This is a genomic window from Aquimarina besae (assembly GCF_042434905.1).
Lineage (GTDB): Bacteria > Bacteroidota > Bacteroidia > Flavobacteriales > Flavobacteriaceae > Aquimarina.
Genome location: NZ_CP170199.1, coordinates 1,369,466 through 1,385,304 on the forward strand (window position 1 = coordinate 1,369,466; position 15,839 = coordinate 1,385,304).

12 protein-coding genes are annotated in these 15,839 nt (G+C 35.1%); 8 read left to right on the forward strand and 4 right to left on the reverse strand.

The genetic code is table 11. The annotated features are described in order from the left end of the window. The first annotated feature begins 108 nt into the window (after positions 1-108). The 5 genes from ACE94K_RS05970 (at position 109) to ACE94K_RS05990 (ending at position 4,819) form a co-directional block, all read left to right on the forward strand. Positions 109-558 carry a nucleoside deaminase gene (locus ACE94K_RS05970; RefSeq protein WP_378181350.1) on the forward strand — a complete coding sequence of 150 codons (450 nt, stop codon included), beginning with the start codon at positions 109-111 and terminating at the stop codon, positions 556-558. 15 nt (positions 559-573) lie between these two features. Continuing rightward, on the forward strand, positions 574-2,493 hold the full coding sequence (locus ACE94K_RS05975) for a DUF294 nucleotidyltransferase-like domain-containing protein (RefSeq protein WP_378181353.1): 1,920 nt from the start codon (positions 574-576) through the stop codon (positions 2,491-2,493). After that, positions 2,494-3,156 (forward strand): PolC-type DNA polymerase III, encoded by a 663-nt coding sequence (locus tag ACE94K_RS05980; protein WP_378181356.1) that lies wholly within the window; start codon positions 2,494-2,496, stop codon positions 3,154-3,156. It begins immediately after the preceding gene. Positions 3,157-3,227: 71 nt separating this feature from the next. Continuing rightward, a complete protein-coding gene (locus tag ACE94K_RS05985; protein ID WP_378181359.1) occupies positions 3,228-4,007 on the forward strand; it encodes a hypothetical protein in 780 nt (259 codons plus the stop codon). A 32-nt stretch (positions 4,008-4,039) separates the two neighbouring features. Beyond that, entirely contained in the window at positions 4,040-4,819 is a 780-nt protein-coding gene (locus tag ACE94K_RS05990) for a hypothetical protein (RefSeq protein WP_378181362.1), read from the forward strand. A gap of 46 nt (positions 4,820-4,865) precedes the next feature. Here ACE94K_RS05990 and ACE94K_RS05995 read toward each other — a convergent pair whose 3' ends face one another. After that, a complete protein-coding gene (locus ACE94K_RS05995; protein WP_118459283.1) occupies positions 4,866-5,063 on the reverse strand; it encodes a cold-shock protein in 198 nt (65 codons plus the stop codon). 83 nt (positions 5,064-5,146) lie between these two features. After that, entirely contained in the window at positions 5,147-5,404 is a 258-nt protein-coding gene (locus ACE94K_RS06000; RefSeq protein WP_378181366.1) for a hypothetical protein, read from the reverse strand. Between the two features lie 196 nt (positions 5,405-5,600). On the opposite strand from ACE94K_RS06000, the gene ACE94K_RS06005 reads away from it, so the two are divergent. Beyond that, positions 5,601-7,550 (forward strand): alpha-amylase family glycosyl hydrolase, encoded by a 1,950-nt coding sequence (locus ACE94K_RS06005; RefSeq protein ID WP_378181369.1) that lies wholly within the window; start codon positions 5,601-5,603, stop codon positions 7,548-7,550. A gap of 110 nt (positions 7,551-7,660) precedes the next feature. Here the strand turns inward: ACE94K_RS06005 and ACE94K_RS06010 are convergent, their stop codons facing one another. Together ACE94K_RS06010 and aspS are read right to left on the reverse strand one after the other, a co-directional pair. Then, on the reverse strand, positions 7,661-9,445 hold the full coding sequence (locus tag ACE94K_RS06010; protein ID WP_378181372.1) for a chloride channel protein: 1,785 nt from the start codon (positions 9,443-9,445) through the stop codon (positions 7,661-7,663). A 65-nt stretch (positions 9,446-9,510) separates the two neighbouring features. Then, a complete protein-coding gene (aspS, locus tag ACE94K_RS06015; protein WP_378181375.1) occupies positions 9,511-11,259 on the reverse strand; it encodes an aspartate--tRNA ligase in 1,749 nt (582 codons plus the stop codon). Between the two features lie 245 nt (positions 11,260-11,504). Between aspS and ACE94K_RS06020 the strand changes: the two genes are divergently transcribed. Beyond that, positions 11,505-14,474, forward strand: coding sequence for a SusC/RagA family TonB-linked outer membrane protein (locus ACE94K_RS06020; protein ID WP_378181378.1), 2,970 nt, complete (start codon positions 11,505-11,507; stop codon positions 14,472-14,474). A 17-nt stretch (positions 14,475-14,491) separates the two neighbouring features. After that, a complete protein-coding gene (locus ACE94K_RS06025; RefSeq protein ID WP_378181381.1) occupies positions 14,492-15,829 on the forward strand; it encodes a RagB/SusD family nutrient uptake outer membrane protein in 1,338 nt (445 codons plus the stop codon). Positions 15,830-15,839: the final 10 nt, after the last annotated feature.

Consider the following 15,839-nt stretch of genomic DNA (forward strand, 5'->3'; position numbering starts at 1 on the left):
GCTGTAATAATTAAGTTTAGATAACTGATATTATCTATAAACTTAAATACAATGAAAATAGGAAGCATTATATTTAGTAGTTTTACTTAAAATTCAATACTATATTATATGTTTGATCCATATGACGATTCACATTTTATGAGAAAAGCACTTCAGGAGGCTGAAGCGGCTTATGATAAAGGAGAAATACCTATTGGAGCAGTTGTGGTTGTAGCTGATAGAGTCATTGCCAGAGCTCATAATCTAACAGAATTATTAAACGATGTGACCGCACACGCAGAAATGCAGGCAATTACGGCAGCAGCTAATTTTTTAGGGGGTAAATATCTCAAAGAATGTACACTATATGTAACGATTGAACCCTGCCAGATGTGTGCCGGAGCCTTGTTTTGGAGTCAAATTGGAAAAATTGTATATGGTGCCAGAGATGAGCAACGTGGATGTATCAATATGGGAACCACATTACACCCCAAAACTAAAATGATCGGAGGGATTTTGGAAGAAGAATGTAGTACATTATTGAAGCGCTTTTTTATAGAAAAGCGAAATCTAAATTGATCTTAGAATACGATTATGAAAAATACCATTGCAGAAAGAATTCAGGATTTTTTAAAAGAGTTTCCTCCTTTTAGTATGCTGAAAAAGGAGGAGTTATTGATGATTTCTGCTCAAATTCGAGTATTGTATTTAGAAAAAGGAACCTTTGTTTTTGAACAAGATCAAAAATGTCACGATGAATTTTATATTGTAAGAGAAGGAGCTGTTGGATTATATCGTACTACTGATAATGAACAGAATTTGATAGATATCTGTGATGCAGGAGATTTGTTTGGACTGCGGATTATGATTATAAAAAAAGATTATCGGATGTCTGCCAAAGCCGATGAAGAATCTATTGTTTACGCAATTCCATCAACCGTTTTTAAACCTTTTATCGATCTCAATAAAGAAGTAAACCAATTCTTACTAGAAACCTTTGCCGCTCACGCCAGAAACTATTATACAGAAACCGAAAAAGGGAATCGAATAGATAATACTATTTCTGTTGATAACGCAAAGGATCTTTCGACATTAAGAACTATTTCTTACCGAAAAAAACCGCTTACTTGTTCCGTATCGGCCATAGTAAAAGATATTGCATTACAAATGAATGCTCATAAAGTGAATGCAATAGTGGTCACTGATGAGGATAAGTATCCTTTAGGGATCATTACAGATAGCGATCTTAGAGCAAAAATTGCTACAGGATTGTCTTCTTCTTCATCTTTGGTAACAGAAGTCATGACAACTCCTGTAAAAACCTATTCAAAAAAGTTGACCATTGCAGAGGCACAAATCGCCTTGATTAAAAACAATATTAGTCATCTTTGTATTACTAAAGATGGTACGCGAAATTCTAAATTAGTTGGTGTTTTTTCTAATCATGATTTATTGGTGTCTTTCGGAAATAATCCTTCCGTTTTGATCAAGGAAATTAAGAGAGTAAACAAAATACAAAGACTTCGTTATATCAGAAAACAAGTGCAGAAACTGCTGCAAACCTATTTAGAGCAGGACATTCCAACAATGCATATCTTAAATCTTATTTCCGAAATTAATGATGCATTAGTAATACGTATCATAGAAATATGTTTGAAAGAAATGCCTTCGCCTCCGCCTGTAAGGTTTAGTTTTTTGGTGCTAGGAAGTCAAGGGAGAAAAGAGCAACTTTTAGTGACAGACCAAGATAATGCTATTGTTTTTGAAGATGTAGGCAAAGAAAAATATCAAAGTATTCAAAGTTATTTTTTAGAACTAGCAAGAAAAATTACCAAAGGCTTGCATACCATAGGTTTCGAATATTGTCCTGCAGAGATGATGGCAAGTAACCCAAGGTGGTGTATGTCCGTTTCAGAATGGAAAACTCAATTTACCGACTGGATGACTACTCCAACAGAAGAAAGCACATTGTTATCCTCTATTTTCTTTGATTTTCAATTGGTTTATGGAGATGAAAGTATGGTTAATGAGTTATCTGATGTGGTTTTTGACGGAGTAAATAAAAGTAATAGATTTTTAGCTTTATTAGGTGTGAGTGCATTGCAAAAACCGTCTCCTTTAGGATTTTTTAAGCAGTTTTTGGTAGAACAAAATGGCGAACACAAAGATACATTTGATATAAAGACCAGGGCGATGATGGTATTGATAGATAGTGCTAGGATCTTGACTTTATATCATAATCTGAAGGGAATTAATAATACATTGCTTCGTTATGAAAAACTAGCAGAACTTGAACCAAATAATAAAGAGCTTTTTGAGAGCTGTGCCAAAGCCTTTAGGGTTTTACTTAAATTCAGAGCACGTCAAGGATTGATTCATAAAGACTCTGGTAGATTTATAAAACTAAACACACTCAGTAAAAATGATAAGCTCAGGCTTAAGCGGTGTTTCAGACCAATAAGGGATATACAAGAAGTATTAAGAGTTCGTTTTCAGCTTAAAACATTGATGTAAATGAGTTTCTGGTCGCGAAAAAATGATAAAGAGTTTCCCGATTTCTGGAAAGACTATTTGGCTCTTTTCGATAAGAATAGCGAAAAAATGTCTATCAATCAAGTTCGGTTCGTTGCTTTTGATACAGAGACAACAGGATTTGATTATGTAAATGATAGAGTTTTATCAATTGGAGCGATCGCTATTAATCGTGTGGCAATAGATGTAGCAGATCAACTGGAATTGTATCTAGAGCAAGACGTATTCAATTCTGCGACTGTAGAAATTCATGGCATTCGAAGAAATAATAATTTCGAAACAGTAAAAGAGTCTGAGGCTATTGAGATGTTTATTAAATATATAGGAAACTCTATTTTGATAGCGCATCACGCAGATTTTGATAGAAGAATGATAAATAGTGCTTTACAAAGACAAGGGTTAGGAAAGCTAAAAAATAGATTTCTGGATACAGGAGTGCTTTTTAGAAAAACCAAACACTTAGTATATCGAAATCAGAGAGGTTCTAATCATTATACCTTAGACGAACTATGCGATGATCTTAAGATTTCTAAAAGTGACAGGCATACTGCATCCGGTGATGCCTTCATAACTGCAATGGCTTTTCTAAAAATCGTTTCAAAATTAAAAATTGATAAAGAGGTTAAAGCGTCTATTCTTTTCTGATACTATAATATATACAACCTGATCTGCAACGTTATCCTAAGGTTAGCGTCTCTTTTGTAGAATCAACTTGAATGCAAAGGGCATTATACTTTATTATTTTTTTAACCAGTTCTATTGGGTTTTCTCAAGATGCTGACATACTGCGCGGTAAAATAGTAATGGATACGCTGCAGTCTCAATCAATAAATATTATCAATATTACAAAAGGCATTGGAACCATTAATGATCGTGTCGGATTTTTTCAAATCAGAGCAAATCAGGGCGATACCATTGTTTTTTCTTCTGTTCAGTATCAACAAAAAACACATATAGTAACTAAAAAAGATCTGAAACAGGCAAATCTGTTGATTCAATTACAAGTTAAGGTAAACGAATTAGAAGAGGTTATGGTTTCGCAATATGATTTAACCGGTGAGGCAAAGGAAGATGTAAAAAAGATAAAAACATACGAGAAGAACTTGCCCATGTTTAATGCAAAAATGCTTGATGAAACCCCATTTATTCATGAAAAGGGTGCAGCAACAGTTAGAAATACTACAGTTGATCATAGGAAAAATGCAACTGCTTTCAATTTTATAGCAACAGGTAGAATGATTGCCAGTCTTTTTAAAAAGAAGAATACTCAACGATCAAAAGAGGTTCGTATTCCTGAAGTGTCAGATTTTTATAATGGTGATTTTTTGATCAGCGAATTAAAAATACCTGAAACAGAATTGTATGATTTTTTGGATTATTTGAATCAAAAGTTAGAAACAAGGAAAGTACTTAAGTCGGGAGATAGGTTAAGAATACTTGAATATCTTATCAATCAAAGTAAAATCTTTAATACTACTAATGCCTTGAAAAATTAAAAACGGATGTAAAGACCACTAGTATTTAATCAATGCAAAAAATTACTTATTTTTCTTTATTATTAATTACTTTTTCAAGCTTTAGTCAAAAAACTTCTTGGCTTAAAGGAAGAATTATAGTGGATACACTAGCATTAGAAGCCATCAACATTGTAAATCTTACTCAGGAAATAGGCACGATTAATGATTTATCAGGATATTTTCAAATAAAGGCAAATCCGGGGGATGAGATCGTGTTCTCTTCGGTGCAATTTCAATTAAAAAAGTATGTAGTTAAAGAAGAAGATTTACAATCTGATAATTTTCAGGTTTTTTTGGAAGCTGCAATTAATGAATTGGAGGAAGTAAGAATTTCTCAATATTCCTTATCCGGAGATGTGCAGAAAGATATTCAAGAAATTCCAACATATGAGGATCGATTACCATTATGGAATGCGGCAGAGATTAAGAAGATGAAAATAATCTGGCAAGATGATGCACAGTCACCGGTAGAAAATCTGGTTTTAGGAGGAGGTAATAGTCAAGCTTCAGTGGCGATTGATTTGGGAATAATAATCAATTTAATCTCTGAAGGATTTAAAAAGAAGTCTAAAGATGCGGAAGGAAAAGTGGAGGTAACAGATTTTTATAAAGAAGAATTTTTTATAAAAGAATTGAAAATACCTGAAACAGAATTTTATAACTTTTTAGATTTCTTACACGAAGAGGCAGACTTTAAAGCTACTCTTAAAACAAGGGATAGTCTTAAAATATTATCATTTTTGATACATCAGAGTAAATTATTTAGGCAAAAATATAATGTCAAAGAATGAAAAAGGCGCTATATAATAGCGCCTGTGAAACTTAGAGATTTTTATCTTAATCGTGAATTACGCGAACCTGAGCTGCGATAATTCCTTTTCTTCCTTCTTCTTCTTGGTACTCTACTTTGTCACCTTCATTAAGTGCTTCACCGTTTAATCCTGAAGCGTGTACAAAGATGTCTTTTCCTGTTTCGTCGTTGGTAATGAACCCGTAGCCTTTGGATTCATTGAAAAATTTTACTGTTCCTTCCATTGTAATAAAATAATAATATGAGACATAAAGGTAACTTTTAATACAACAAGATTTGTTATGAAAATGTAAATATTTGCATAATTTTAGTTTTTGTCAGTTTTTTCTTCGGGCTTAAAATCTCTCATTTTTTTAAGATTTTCTTCGGTTAGCATATAATCTTTTACCTTCTTATTTTTCCATCTATGATAGATAAACAGTGGCATTAGGATAAATGACGCTACTAATATTCCTATGCCTACCCATTTGTCACCAGTAGGATGATCACCAGAATTTTTAAAATAATAACCAACGGTAACAAGAATAACTACAGCAATAAATAAGATTCGAATAAGGTATTTCATGATGTAGGATTAAATTTTTAATGGTTTTAGAATAATTTATTAACAATCAAAGGTTTTCGTAAAAAGTAGATCTAATAGATTTAAAAATAATACGTTTTTCCAAGTGGTATAACAACTTTTATAAAACGACTCAAATCTAAACTAATTAAACTTTATACATAAATCAAACACAAACTAAAATCAAAAAACTCACGCAATGAAAAAGAACCTACTATTATGGGCTATGATTGTCTTTTGCCTAGCAAAGCACAGCTATTCACAATCTGATAAAAATTTACCATTTGTTTGGGAAAATGCCACAGTATATTTTGTGCTCACCGATCGTTTTGAAAATGGAGACACTTCTAATGATCGAGCATATGGCCGACCACAGGATGGTCCTCCTTTAAGAAATTATGAAGGCGGAGATTTACAAGGATTAATCGATAGAATAGAAGATGGATATTTTGACAAATTAGGTGTTAATGCCATTTGGATTACACCACCAGTTGAGAATATCTATGGTTCTGTTCCTGGAGCCGGGTATGGATTTCATGGGTATTGGGCAAAAGATTGGACCAATATAGATGCTAATTTAGGAACCAATGCGCTTTTTGAAACTTTTGTAGATAAGGCTCACGAACACGGGATTAGAGTATTGATGGATGTAGTATTAAATCACGTGGGACCTGATACCAGTACTGATCAGAGCCAATCTTGGCCTAATGAATGGGTACGTAGAGATCCAGATTGTAATTTCCAAGGACCTGATGGTACGATACCTTGCGAGCTGGTAAATAATCTACCGGATATTAGAACGGATTCTAATGATAATGTAAGCATACCAACTTGGTTATTGGAAAAATGGAGTCAGGAAGGAAGAAAAGAGCAGCAAGAAGCTGAATTGGATAACTTTTTCTCGCGAACAGGGAAACCAAGATCACCAAGAAATTATATCATCAAGTGGTTAACGGACTATGTTAGAAAATATGGAGTGGATGGATTTCGAGTGGATACGGTAAAACACGTGGAGGAATTTGTTTGGAAAGAATTGGAAGCTGAAGGAATTATAGCATTAAGAGAATGGAAAAATAATAATCCCAACAAAAAACTAGACGACTTGGATTTTTGGATGACAGGAGAGGTTTATAATTACAATGCTCCAAGTATGGGAAGAAGGTTTACAGGCGACGGTTTTAATGTAGATTATTATGATAACGGATTTGCTAATCTGATCAATTTTGAGTTTAGGTTCAATGCCAATGAAGGCTTAGAAAGTATTTTCAGCAGATACGATAACTTGTTACAGAATCAGTTGGGAGAGGGAAAAAGTGCTATGAACTTTTTGGCGAATCACGATACAAATGAAGTATTTGATAGAAACCGACAAAGAACTTTTGAAGCGGGTACTAAATTGCTACTAGCTCCAGGACCTGCGCAGATTTATTATGGAGATGAAACTGCCAGAACTTTAACTCCCAGCGGAGGTGCCAGTGGAGATGCAACTTTACGATCTAATATGAATTTTAACGAATTGAATGATCCCAATTCTCTTGCTTCAAGAACATTGACTCATTTTCAAAAAATTGGAAAGTTTAGGAGAGAACACGTTTCTGTAGGCGCAGGAAAACATGTTAAATTACAAGATAGTCCTTATACTTTTAAGCGAGAGTATAATAAAAATGGCTTAGAGGATGCAACTTTGGTATATACCGGTAATGATAATGATTTTACCGGAGCTTTAAATGTATTTGGTATCTGGCAGGATGGAACTGAGTTACAGGATTACTTTTCGGGTAACCTTGCAATTGTGTCAAATGGAACCATTACATTCGGTACAACCTTTGGATTGGTTTTGATAGGAAAACCAACCTCAAGAATTTTGAGTGTTGATGAAGTAGATCTTAATGATCCTGTTTTTGTAAATGCTTGGCCTAATCCATTTACTAATTCGTTGCAGGTTTCGTTTCCTAATGAAGAATTAAAACCACAAGATGCTCAAGTAGAAATGTACAATATTTTAGGAGAACGAGTTTTAGCCAGTGAACAGATAAATATCAGTGAAAATTCCGTGGAGATTACTGCTTCTAATCTTGCTCAAGGGATGTATTTATTGAAAATATCCGTTAAGAACCGGACACAGGTAGTTCAATTAATTAAAAAGTAAGTGTAGTTAAGTTTTTTTAAGTGTTGAAAAGCCTGCCAAAATAGCATTTTAGCAGGCTTTCTTTTATCATAATCTTTAGTAAAGGGTGTAATAATTTGAAGAAAACTAATTTATCTCGTGAAGTTAATTAGCTTTCTACGATAAGCGGTTAATAACTTTGATTTAGAGATAAAACCACAATACTTCCCGTTTTTGATAACAGGTAGGTTCCAGGCTCCGGTATCCTGAAATTTACGCATAGCCGCCTTCGCGTCATCATCTTCGTAAATAATTACTGTTTTTACCTGTGTCATCACCATTTCTACGGTAGTTTTGTGATATAAGGAAATATCGAACATAATATCTCTGATATCATCGAGAGATACAATACCCAATAGGATATTCGATTCATCTACAACCGGAAATAAGTTTCTGTTGGACTTTGCAACGGCCTCACTTAACAAATGCTTTAGAGTATGTTGAGGATGAACCGGGATGAAATTAGTTTCTATACAGTCATCCAAATTCATAAGTGTTAGTACCGTTTGATCTTTATCGTGAGTCAATAATAATCCTTGTTCTGCCAACTCTCTGGTATATATGTTATGTTCAATCCTATTTTTTGAAATAATAAAAGAAATAGCTGTTGTGATCATTAATGGTACAAATAATTCATAACTAGAGGTAATTTCTGCAATAAGAAATATAGAAGTAAGAGGTGCGTGCAATACACCTGCAATGAGTCCGGCCATTCCTAATAAAGTAAAATTAGCTTCAGACACCTGAAATCCTGCTCCTAAATTGTTGATGATTTTTGAAACAACGTTACCTAATGCACTTCCCATGACCATCGTCGGAATGATGATTCCTCCCGATCCACCGGCAGCAAAGGTTGCTGTCATCGCAATTGCTTTAAATACTGTAATACCAATCAATAATGCTATAATCATCCAGATATTATCGGTCATATGGTCAAAGGGAGTATTTCCTATAGCAGCCAGATGATTTCCGTTCAGAAGATCATTAATAAACCCCAAGCCTTCACCATAAAGCGGAGGAATGAAATATAACATCACTCCAATAGCAAACCCACCAATTAACAACCGATGAATTTTTTTAGGGAAACGATCAAAAAAGTGCAGAATGCCAAAGTACATTTTGGTAAAATAAATAGAAGCAATAGCAGTTCCTATACCCAGAATGATATAAAAAGGGGTGTCATAAATATCGAATTTTTCTATAACACTAAATCTAAACAAGACTTCATCTCCAAGAAAGAAATAGGATGTAATAATTGAAGATACTGAAGCAAAAAGTAAAGGTAATAATGAGGTTAATGTGAGGTCAAGGCTAAATACTTCTACGGCAAAAACCAAACCGGCCAAAGGAGATTTAAAAACTGCCGAAATTGCTCCGGCTGCGGCACAACCGATTAATAAAAATCGGGTTTTACTATCTAACTTAAATAAGGTGCTGATATTAGAACTCAGCGTAGAACCAGAACCTACTGCAGGTCCAAGTAGTCCAACAGAACCACCAAATCCAACGGTGATTGGAGCCAGAAGAAGTGGTAAATATCCGCTCAATGGTTTTATTTTACCATCTTTTTTAGAAAGAGAGTATAAAATTAGAGGGATAGCTGATCTTACTTCTTTCTTGATTACAAATTTTGTAATGACATATACGATAAGAAGCCCAATCACAGGAATAACAAAATAAAACGAAGTTTGCCAGGATATAATATCGCTTTCCAGCACTACTTGAATTAAATGTGTAATATTCTTAAGTAAAAGCGAAATAAGACCTGCGCAAAAACCAACAATTATACTTAAAATAAGGACAAAGTTTTTTGTAGAAATATGACGATATCGCCAAATCAAAAACCGATGAAGTAATGTCTTTTTTTTAGTTGGCATGCAGGTTAGTCTTGGATTAGACTAAAGGTAACAAAAAATCCCGCTTTTTGGCGGGATCTTATGTTTTATAAATCTAATTTGATATGTAATTCTTTAAGTTGTTCCTGATCAATATTTGCAGGAGCATCAATCATTACATCCCTACCGCTATTATTTTTCGGGAAGGCAATAAAATCTCTTATAGTTTCCTGACCTCCCAATATAGCAACTAACCTGTCAAATCCAAAGGCGATACCTCCATGCGGTGGCGCACCGTATTGGAATGCATCTAATAGAAAACCAAATTGAGCTTTGGCTTCTTCAGGCGTAAAACCTAAATGATCAAACATTAATGCTTGGGTTTCTTTATCGTGAATACGAATAGATCCTCCTCCAATTTCATTTCCATTTAAGACCAGATCATAGGCATTCGCTCTCACTTCACCTGGTTTTGAATCTAACAGCGGAATATCTTCAGGTTTAGGAGAAGTAAACGGATGGTGCATTGCATGATAACGTTCTGTCTCTTCATCCCACTCTAATAATGGGAAATCCACTACCCATAAAGGAGCAAACTCTTCAGGGTTTCTCAATTCTAATCGTTCTGCAAGTTCCATTCTTAAGGCACTTAATTGACCTCTCACCTTGTTCGTTTGACCAGATAATACACAAATGAGATCTCCAGCTTTTGCTCCGGTAACTTCTGCCCATTTTGCAAGATCTTCTTGATCGTAAAATTTATCAACAGAAGATTTGAAGCTTCCGTCTTCATTACATTTAACATACACCATACCCAGCGCGCCAACTTGCGGACGCTTTACCCAATCGATCAGTTTGTCGATCTCTTTTCTGGTATAGGATGCTCCACCGGGAACAGCGATTCCAACTACCAATTCGGCATCATTAAACACCTTAAAATCTTTATGTTGCGCAACGTTGTTCAGTTCACCAAACTTCATACCGAAACGAATATCAGGTTTATCGTTTCCATAATTACGCATGGCTTCATCATAGGTCATTCTTGGAAAATCACTAATTTCCTGACCTTTGATGTCTTTTATCAAATGACGGGTAAGTCCTTCAAAAATATTCAGAATATCTTCTTGTTCTACAAAGGCCATTTCGCAGTCAATTTGTGTAAATTCTGGCTGTCTGTCGGCTCTAAGGTCTTCATCTCTAAAACACTTTACTATTTGAAAATATTTATCCATTCCACCCACCATTAGTAACTGCTTAAAAGTTTGCGGAGACTGCGGTAAGGCGTAAAACTGACCTTCATTCATACGTGATGGTACGACAAAATCTCTAGCACCTTCTGGTGTAGACTTGATCAGGTATGGAGTTTCGACCTCGACAAAGCCTTCTTCAGAAAGATAATTACGAACTTTCATAGCCACCTGATGACGAAACATCAAACTATTTTTTACAGGATTACGTCTTATATCTAGGTATCTATATTTCATTCTGATATCTTCACCACCATCGGTTTCATCTTCTATGGTGAATGGAGGAACCAAAGCTTCGTTAAGTACTTTTAGTTCTTCGACCAAAACCTCAACATCACCTGTAGCCATATTTGGATTTTTTGATTCTCGCTCTATTACAGTACCCTTTACCTGTATTACGAACTCACGACCAAGGTTTTTTGCATTTTCTACGACATCTAAAGGAGTACGTTGCTCGTCAAAGATTAATTGAGTAATTCCGTATCTGTCCCTGAGATCCACCCAAATCATAAAACCTTTATCTCTCGTTTTTTGCACCCAACCTGATAGGGTAACTTCTTTATTAATATCTACGGCGCGTAATTCGCCGCAAGAATGACTTCTGTACATAGTAAATTATTAAGGCTGCAAAAATAAGAAGTTTAATATTAAATATATTGCGTTTCACTAAAAATGAACCGGCTGATTGTAAATATTTTACAGGCAAACACAGGTGCGGATTTACTGTAGGTTTACTGCGGTTTAAACTTATAATAGCTTAATTGTCAATAACTTATAAACTAACATATGTTAGCTTTAACTTTTTTTTATAAGATTGTTTTAATAGCTTTAACCAAACTTATAAACAAATCATTATGAAAAAACAAACTCACATTAGCAAGGGGCTTTTGCTATTCTTGTTTTTCTTTCCTGTCATGTTGTTTGCGCAGGAAACCATTACCGGAAAAGTACTTATAGAAAGTACCGGACAACCGGCACCATTTGTCAATATTGTAGAGAATGGTACGAATAACGGTACCGCCAGTGATATTGACGGTAATTTTTCAATTACGGTAAGTTCATTACCGGCACGATTAAGAGTGTTTGCTCTTGGTTTTTCGGATAAAATGATCGATGTTTCTCAGGCGGGATCAATCACCATCCAGATTAGTGAATCTACAGAGGCACTGGAAGAAGTCGTAGTTACCGGTCTTGCAACTTCCGTAAAAAGAAGTAATGCTGCCAATGCAGTGGCATCTGTATCTGCGGAGGAATTAACAGGGCTAACTCCACCACAAACTCTAGATGGTGCTTTAGCTGGGAAGTTTGCTGGAGCTCAAATCACAAGAAGTTCAGGTGCTCCTGGTGGTGGTATTTCTGTTAAATTAAGAGGAGTTACCTCTATTAATGGAAACTCTCAACCTCTCTATATCGTCGATGGAGTGTATGTGAATAACAATAGTATTGCTGGTGCCGGTCTTAATGCAGTATCTGGAGCTGCTGCTGGAGGAAATGCTTCGAATCAAGATAATCCTTCAAATAGAATTGCAGATATCAACCCTGACGATATCGAAAGTGTAGAAATTTTGAAAGGAGCTTCTGCTGCTGCTATTTATGGAGCTCGAGCTGCTGCTGGTGTGGTAATTATCACTACAAAAAAAGGAAAGAGAGGACAAACTAAAGTGTCTTTTTCTCAGGACTTCGGATTCAACGTAATTCTTAATCCTTTAGGACAACGAAACTTTACTGAAGCAACTGCAGAAACCTTAGGTGCAGGAGAAGGATTATTGTTTGCTATGGCTAGAGATAATGGTACACTCGTCGATTATGAAGATGAAATTTACGGCGAGGAAGGTTTAATATCAAATACTAGTGTAAATATTTCAGGAGGGTCTGATAGTACTCGATTTTATGCTGCTTTTTCTAATAATGAAGAAGACGGCATAGTTGATAATACCGGTTACAATAGAAAATCTATTAGATTTAATTTAGATCATGATTTTTGGAATAAAAGAGCTAAGCTTGTGTTGACTAGTAATTATATAGATTCTCAGGCGGATAGAGGTTTTTTTAATAACGATAACACAGGAACCACAATTGGGGTTTCATTAACTTCTACACCACCTTGGGCACAACTTTTTCCAGATGCAAACGGAAATTATCCAGATAATCCTTATGGATCATCAAATCCTCTTCAAACTAGGGATCTTATTACCAATAGAGAGGATGTGAATAGATTTATTGTTGGAGGTACTTTAGATCTTAAAATAATAGAAAAAGGCAATTCTGATCTTAAATTGATATTAAGCGGTGGTGTTGATTATTATGAGTTGATAACCACAGCTATTTTTCCAGAAATCCTTCAATTTCAAAGACCAGACCAGGGAGGTCTCAATGGGGTTAGTGCTTTAGGTACTACTGAGAACAAAGATGCCAATTATTCAGCTTTTTTGGTCCATAATTATACGACTAGTAAAGATTTGAATTTTAGAACACAAGCGGGTATTACTAAACAAACATTTACTAGAAATACAGTTAGAAACATCACAAGTGACCTTGTAGCAGCTCAGACTAATTTAGATCAAGGGGCAAATGTAAGTGTAACTCAATTTAGATTAGAGCAAGAAGATATAGGTTTCTTTGTTCAGGAAGAATTAAATTATCAGGATAAGATTATTGGAACAATTGGTTTAAGAGGAGATAAGTCCAGTAATAATGGGGACGCTAATGAATTCTTTTATTATCCAAAAGCTTCGGCGGCTATAAATCTTCACAAATTTGATTTCTGGAAAGTTCCTGTTCTAAATCAATTTAAACTTAGGGGGGCTTATGGTGAAGCTGGGAATTTTGCTCCAAACGGCGCTTTATTTACTGCATATACAAATTCACTAATTGATGGGAATGTAGGAATCGTGGTTCCTGGAACTCTTGGAGATCCTGATATTTCACCAGAGAGACAAAAGGAATTCGAAACTGGTTTTGATGCTGGATTTTTAAATAACAGAATAAGCGCTTCTGTGACTTATTATATCAAGACAGTAGACGATCTCATTTTACAAGCCAATACAGAACCTTCTTCTGGTTTTACTACTAAATTTGAAAATGCTGGTAATTTAGAAAATAGAGGTATAGAGATTGCTTTAAATGCTAACGTTGTACAAAATGACGACTTTGACTGGAGCACTAATTTATTATTCTTTAAAAACACCTCTGAAATCACTGATTTAGAAGTCGCTCCATTTAATTTAGGGGGATTCGGAACTGGTCTGGGTACATTTAGAATTGAAGAAGGGAAAAGCGCTACGCAAATTGTTGGTAATAATGCAGATGGTGATCTGGTAGTCCTTGGTGATGCTGAACCGGATTTTCAAATGACCTGGTCTAACAATATACGATATAAGGACTTTACTTTATCTTTTTTATGGCACTGGAAAAACGGAGGAGATAATATTAATTTAACTAGTTTATTGACCGATTTTGGACGAACAAGCGCTGATTATGACGATTTTGACTTTGATCCAACTATACCTAATGGAGATTTCAGAAGGGCTGCATTTTTTAACGGAAATGCAACTCCCTTTATAGAAGATGCTTCTTATTTAAGATTGAGAGAAATAGGATTATATTATAATTTACCAAGTAAAATAAGAGAAAAGATTTTTAGAGGATATGTATCTAATTTCAAGATTGGTCTTTCAGGAAATAACATCATTAATATTTTTGATTATAATAGTTATGATCCTGAAGTTTCTAATTTTGGATCCAATGGATTGTCGACAGGTGTAGAGGTAACTCCATTTCCTTCTTCTAAACGTTATTTATTTCATCTAGCCGTTGGCTTTTAAACAAAAATGATAAGAAAATGAAAATATTAAAGAATTTATTAATAATAATGTTCTCTTCGGTAGCTATCTTATCTTGTGATATCGAAGATGCAACTAATTTGAATGGCCCTACAACGGATTCAGTATCCAATGATTTATCAAGAGCTGAATTAATTCAGGTAATGGCGGGAATACTTTCCGATATGAGGACTCGATTAGGAACTCAGGTTGATGCCCAGTCAGTAGCAGGTAGAGATTATTGGAGGGTACAGAGTTCTGATCCAAGATGGACCGCAGATTTGTTAACAGGTATCGTCGATAACAATACCTTTTATACGACAGCACCTTACGCAGCGCGATATGCAACAATTAAGAACATAAATTTACTTTTGCAAGGTCTAGCGAATTCGACTGCCGGATTTACAACGGAAGAAATAGCCGCTACACGAGGTTTTGCAAATACGATGATGGCTCACGAATTTTTAATGTTATTGAATCAACAATTTCAAAATGGTGTTAGACTGGATGTTTCTAACCCAAACAACTTAGGTCCATTCGTAAGTTATGAAGAAGGATTAGCCGCAGTATTTAATATGTTAACTACAGCGGCAACGGATTTGTCAAATGGAGGAGACGATTTTCCGTTTGACATTCCATTAGGCTTTTCTTCTTTCGATTCTCCATCGAGTTTTTTAGAATTTAATTATGCCCTTGCGGCGAGGGTTGAAGCGTATAGAGGTAATTATGCTTCTGTAAATACGCTACTCCAGGACTCTTTTATGGATATGACGGGTGATTTAAGTGCTGGTGCTTATTTTACTTTTTCACTTACTGGCGCAGATATCGCGAACCCTTTGTTTTTTGCATTGAATTCTACAATTGCGAATGCAAGACTAGCACATCCATCTTTTATTGCAGATGCTGAAGCGGGAGATAGTAGACTCAGTAAGGCTGTTCTCAGAAATAGTGCTTTGGAAGTTAATGGTCCAGATGGAATTCCTAATTCTCCAGATGATTTAATAGGAGAATATGATGTATTCATATATCAGAGTAATGTAGATCCAGTTCCAATTATAAGGAATGAAGAATTAATTCTACTATCGGCAGAAGCAAATCATATAACTAATCCTACTGCCGCTGTCGCAGCGATTGATGTTATTAGAACAGCTGCTGGATTACCTGCTTATTCTGGAGGAACTAGTCCATCTGAGTTAGTTGATGAAATTTTGAATCAAAGGAGATATTCATTATATGCAGAAGGTCATCGATGGGTTGATGTTAGAAGATTTAATAGATTGAATGATTTACCTATTGATAGACCTGGTGATGATGTTTTCGAACAGTTTCCAACACCAGATAATGAAAATCGTAATTAATAAAGAAGAA

Coding starts and splice junctions, on each gene's coding strand:
- ACE94K_RS05970 (WP_378181350.1), top strand. CDS start 109: ATGTTTGATCCATATGACGATTCACATTTTATGAGAAAAGCACTTCAG.
- ACE94K_RS05975 (WP_378181353.1), top strand. CDS start 574: ATGAAAAATACCATTGCAGAAAGAATTCAGGATTTTTTAAAAGAGTTT.
- ACE94K_RS05980 (WP_378181356.1), top strand. CDS start 2,494: ATGAGTTTCTGGTCGCGAAAAAATGATAAAGAGTTTCCCGATTTCTGG.
- ACE94K_RS05985 (WP_378181359.1), top strand. CDS start 3,228: ATGCAAAGGGCATTATACTTTATTATTTTTTTAACCAGTTCTATTGGG.
- ACE94K_RS05990 (WP_378181362.1), top strand. CDS start 4,040: ATGCAAAAAATTACTTATTTTTCTTTATTATTAATTACTTTTTCAAGC.
- ACE94K_RS05995 (WP_118459283.1), bottom strand. CDS start 5,063: ATGGAAGGAACAGTAAAATTTTTCAATGAATCCAAAGGCTACGGGTTC.
- ACE94K_RS06000 (WP_378181366.1), bottom strand. CDS start 5,404: ATGAAATACCTTATTCGAATCTTATTTATTGCTGTAGTTATTCTTGTT.
- ACE94K_RS06005 (WP_378181369.1), top strand. CDS start 5,601: ATGAAAAAGAACCTACTATTATGGGCTATGATTGTCTTTTGCCTAGCA.
- ACE94K_RS06010 (WP_378181372.1), bottom strand. CDS start 9,445: ATGCCAACTAAAAAAAAGACATTACTTCATCGGTTTTTGATTTGGCGA.
- aspS (WP_378181375.1), bottom strand. CDS start 11,259: ATGTACAGAAGTCATTCTTGCGGCGAATTACGCGCCGTAGATATTAAT.
- ACE94K_RS06020 (WP_378181378.1), top strand. CDS start 11,505: ATGAAAAAACAAACTCACATTAGCAAGGGGCTTTTGCTATTCTTGTTT.
- ACE94K_RS06025 (WP_378181381.1), top strand. CDS start 14,492: ATGAAAATATTAAAGAATTTATTAATAATAATGTTCTCTTCGGTAGCT.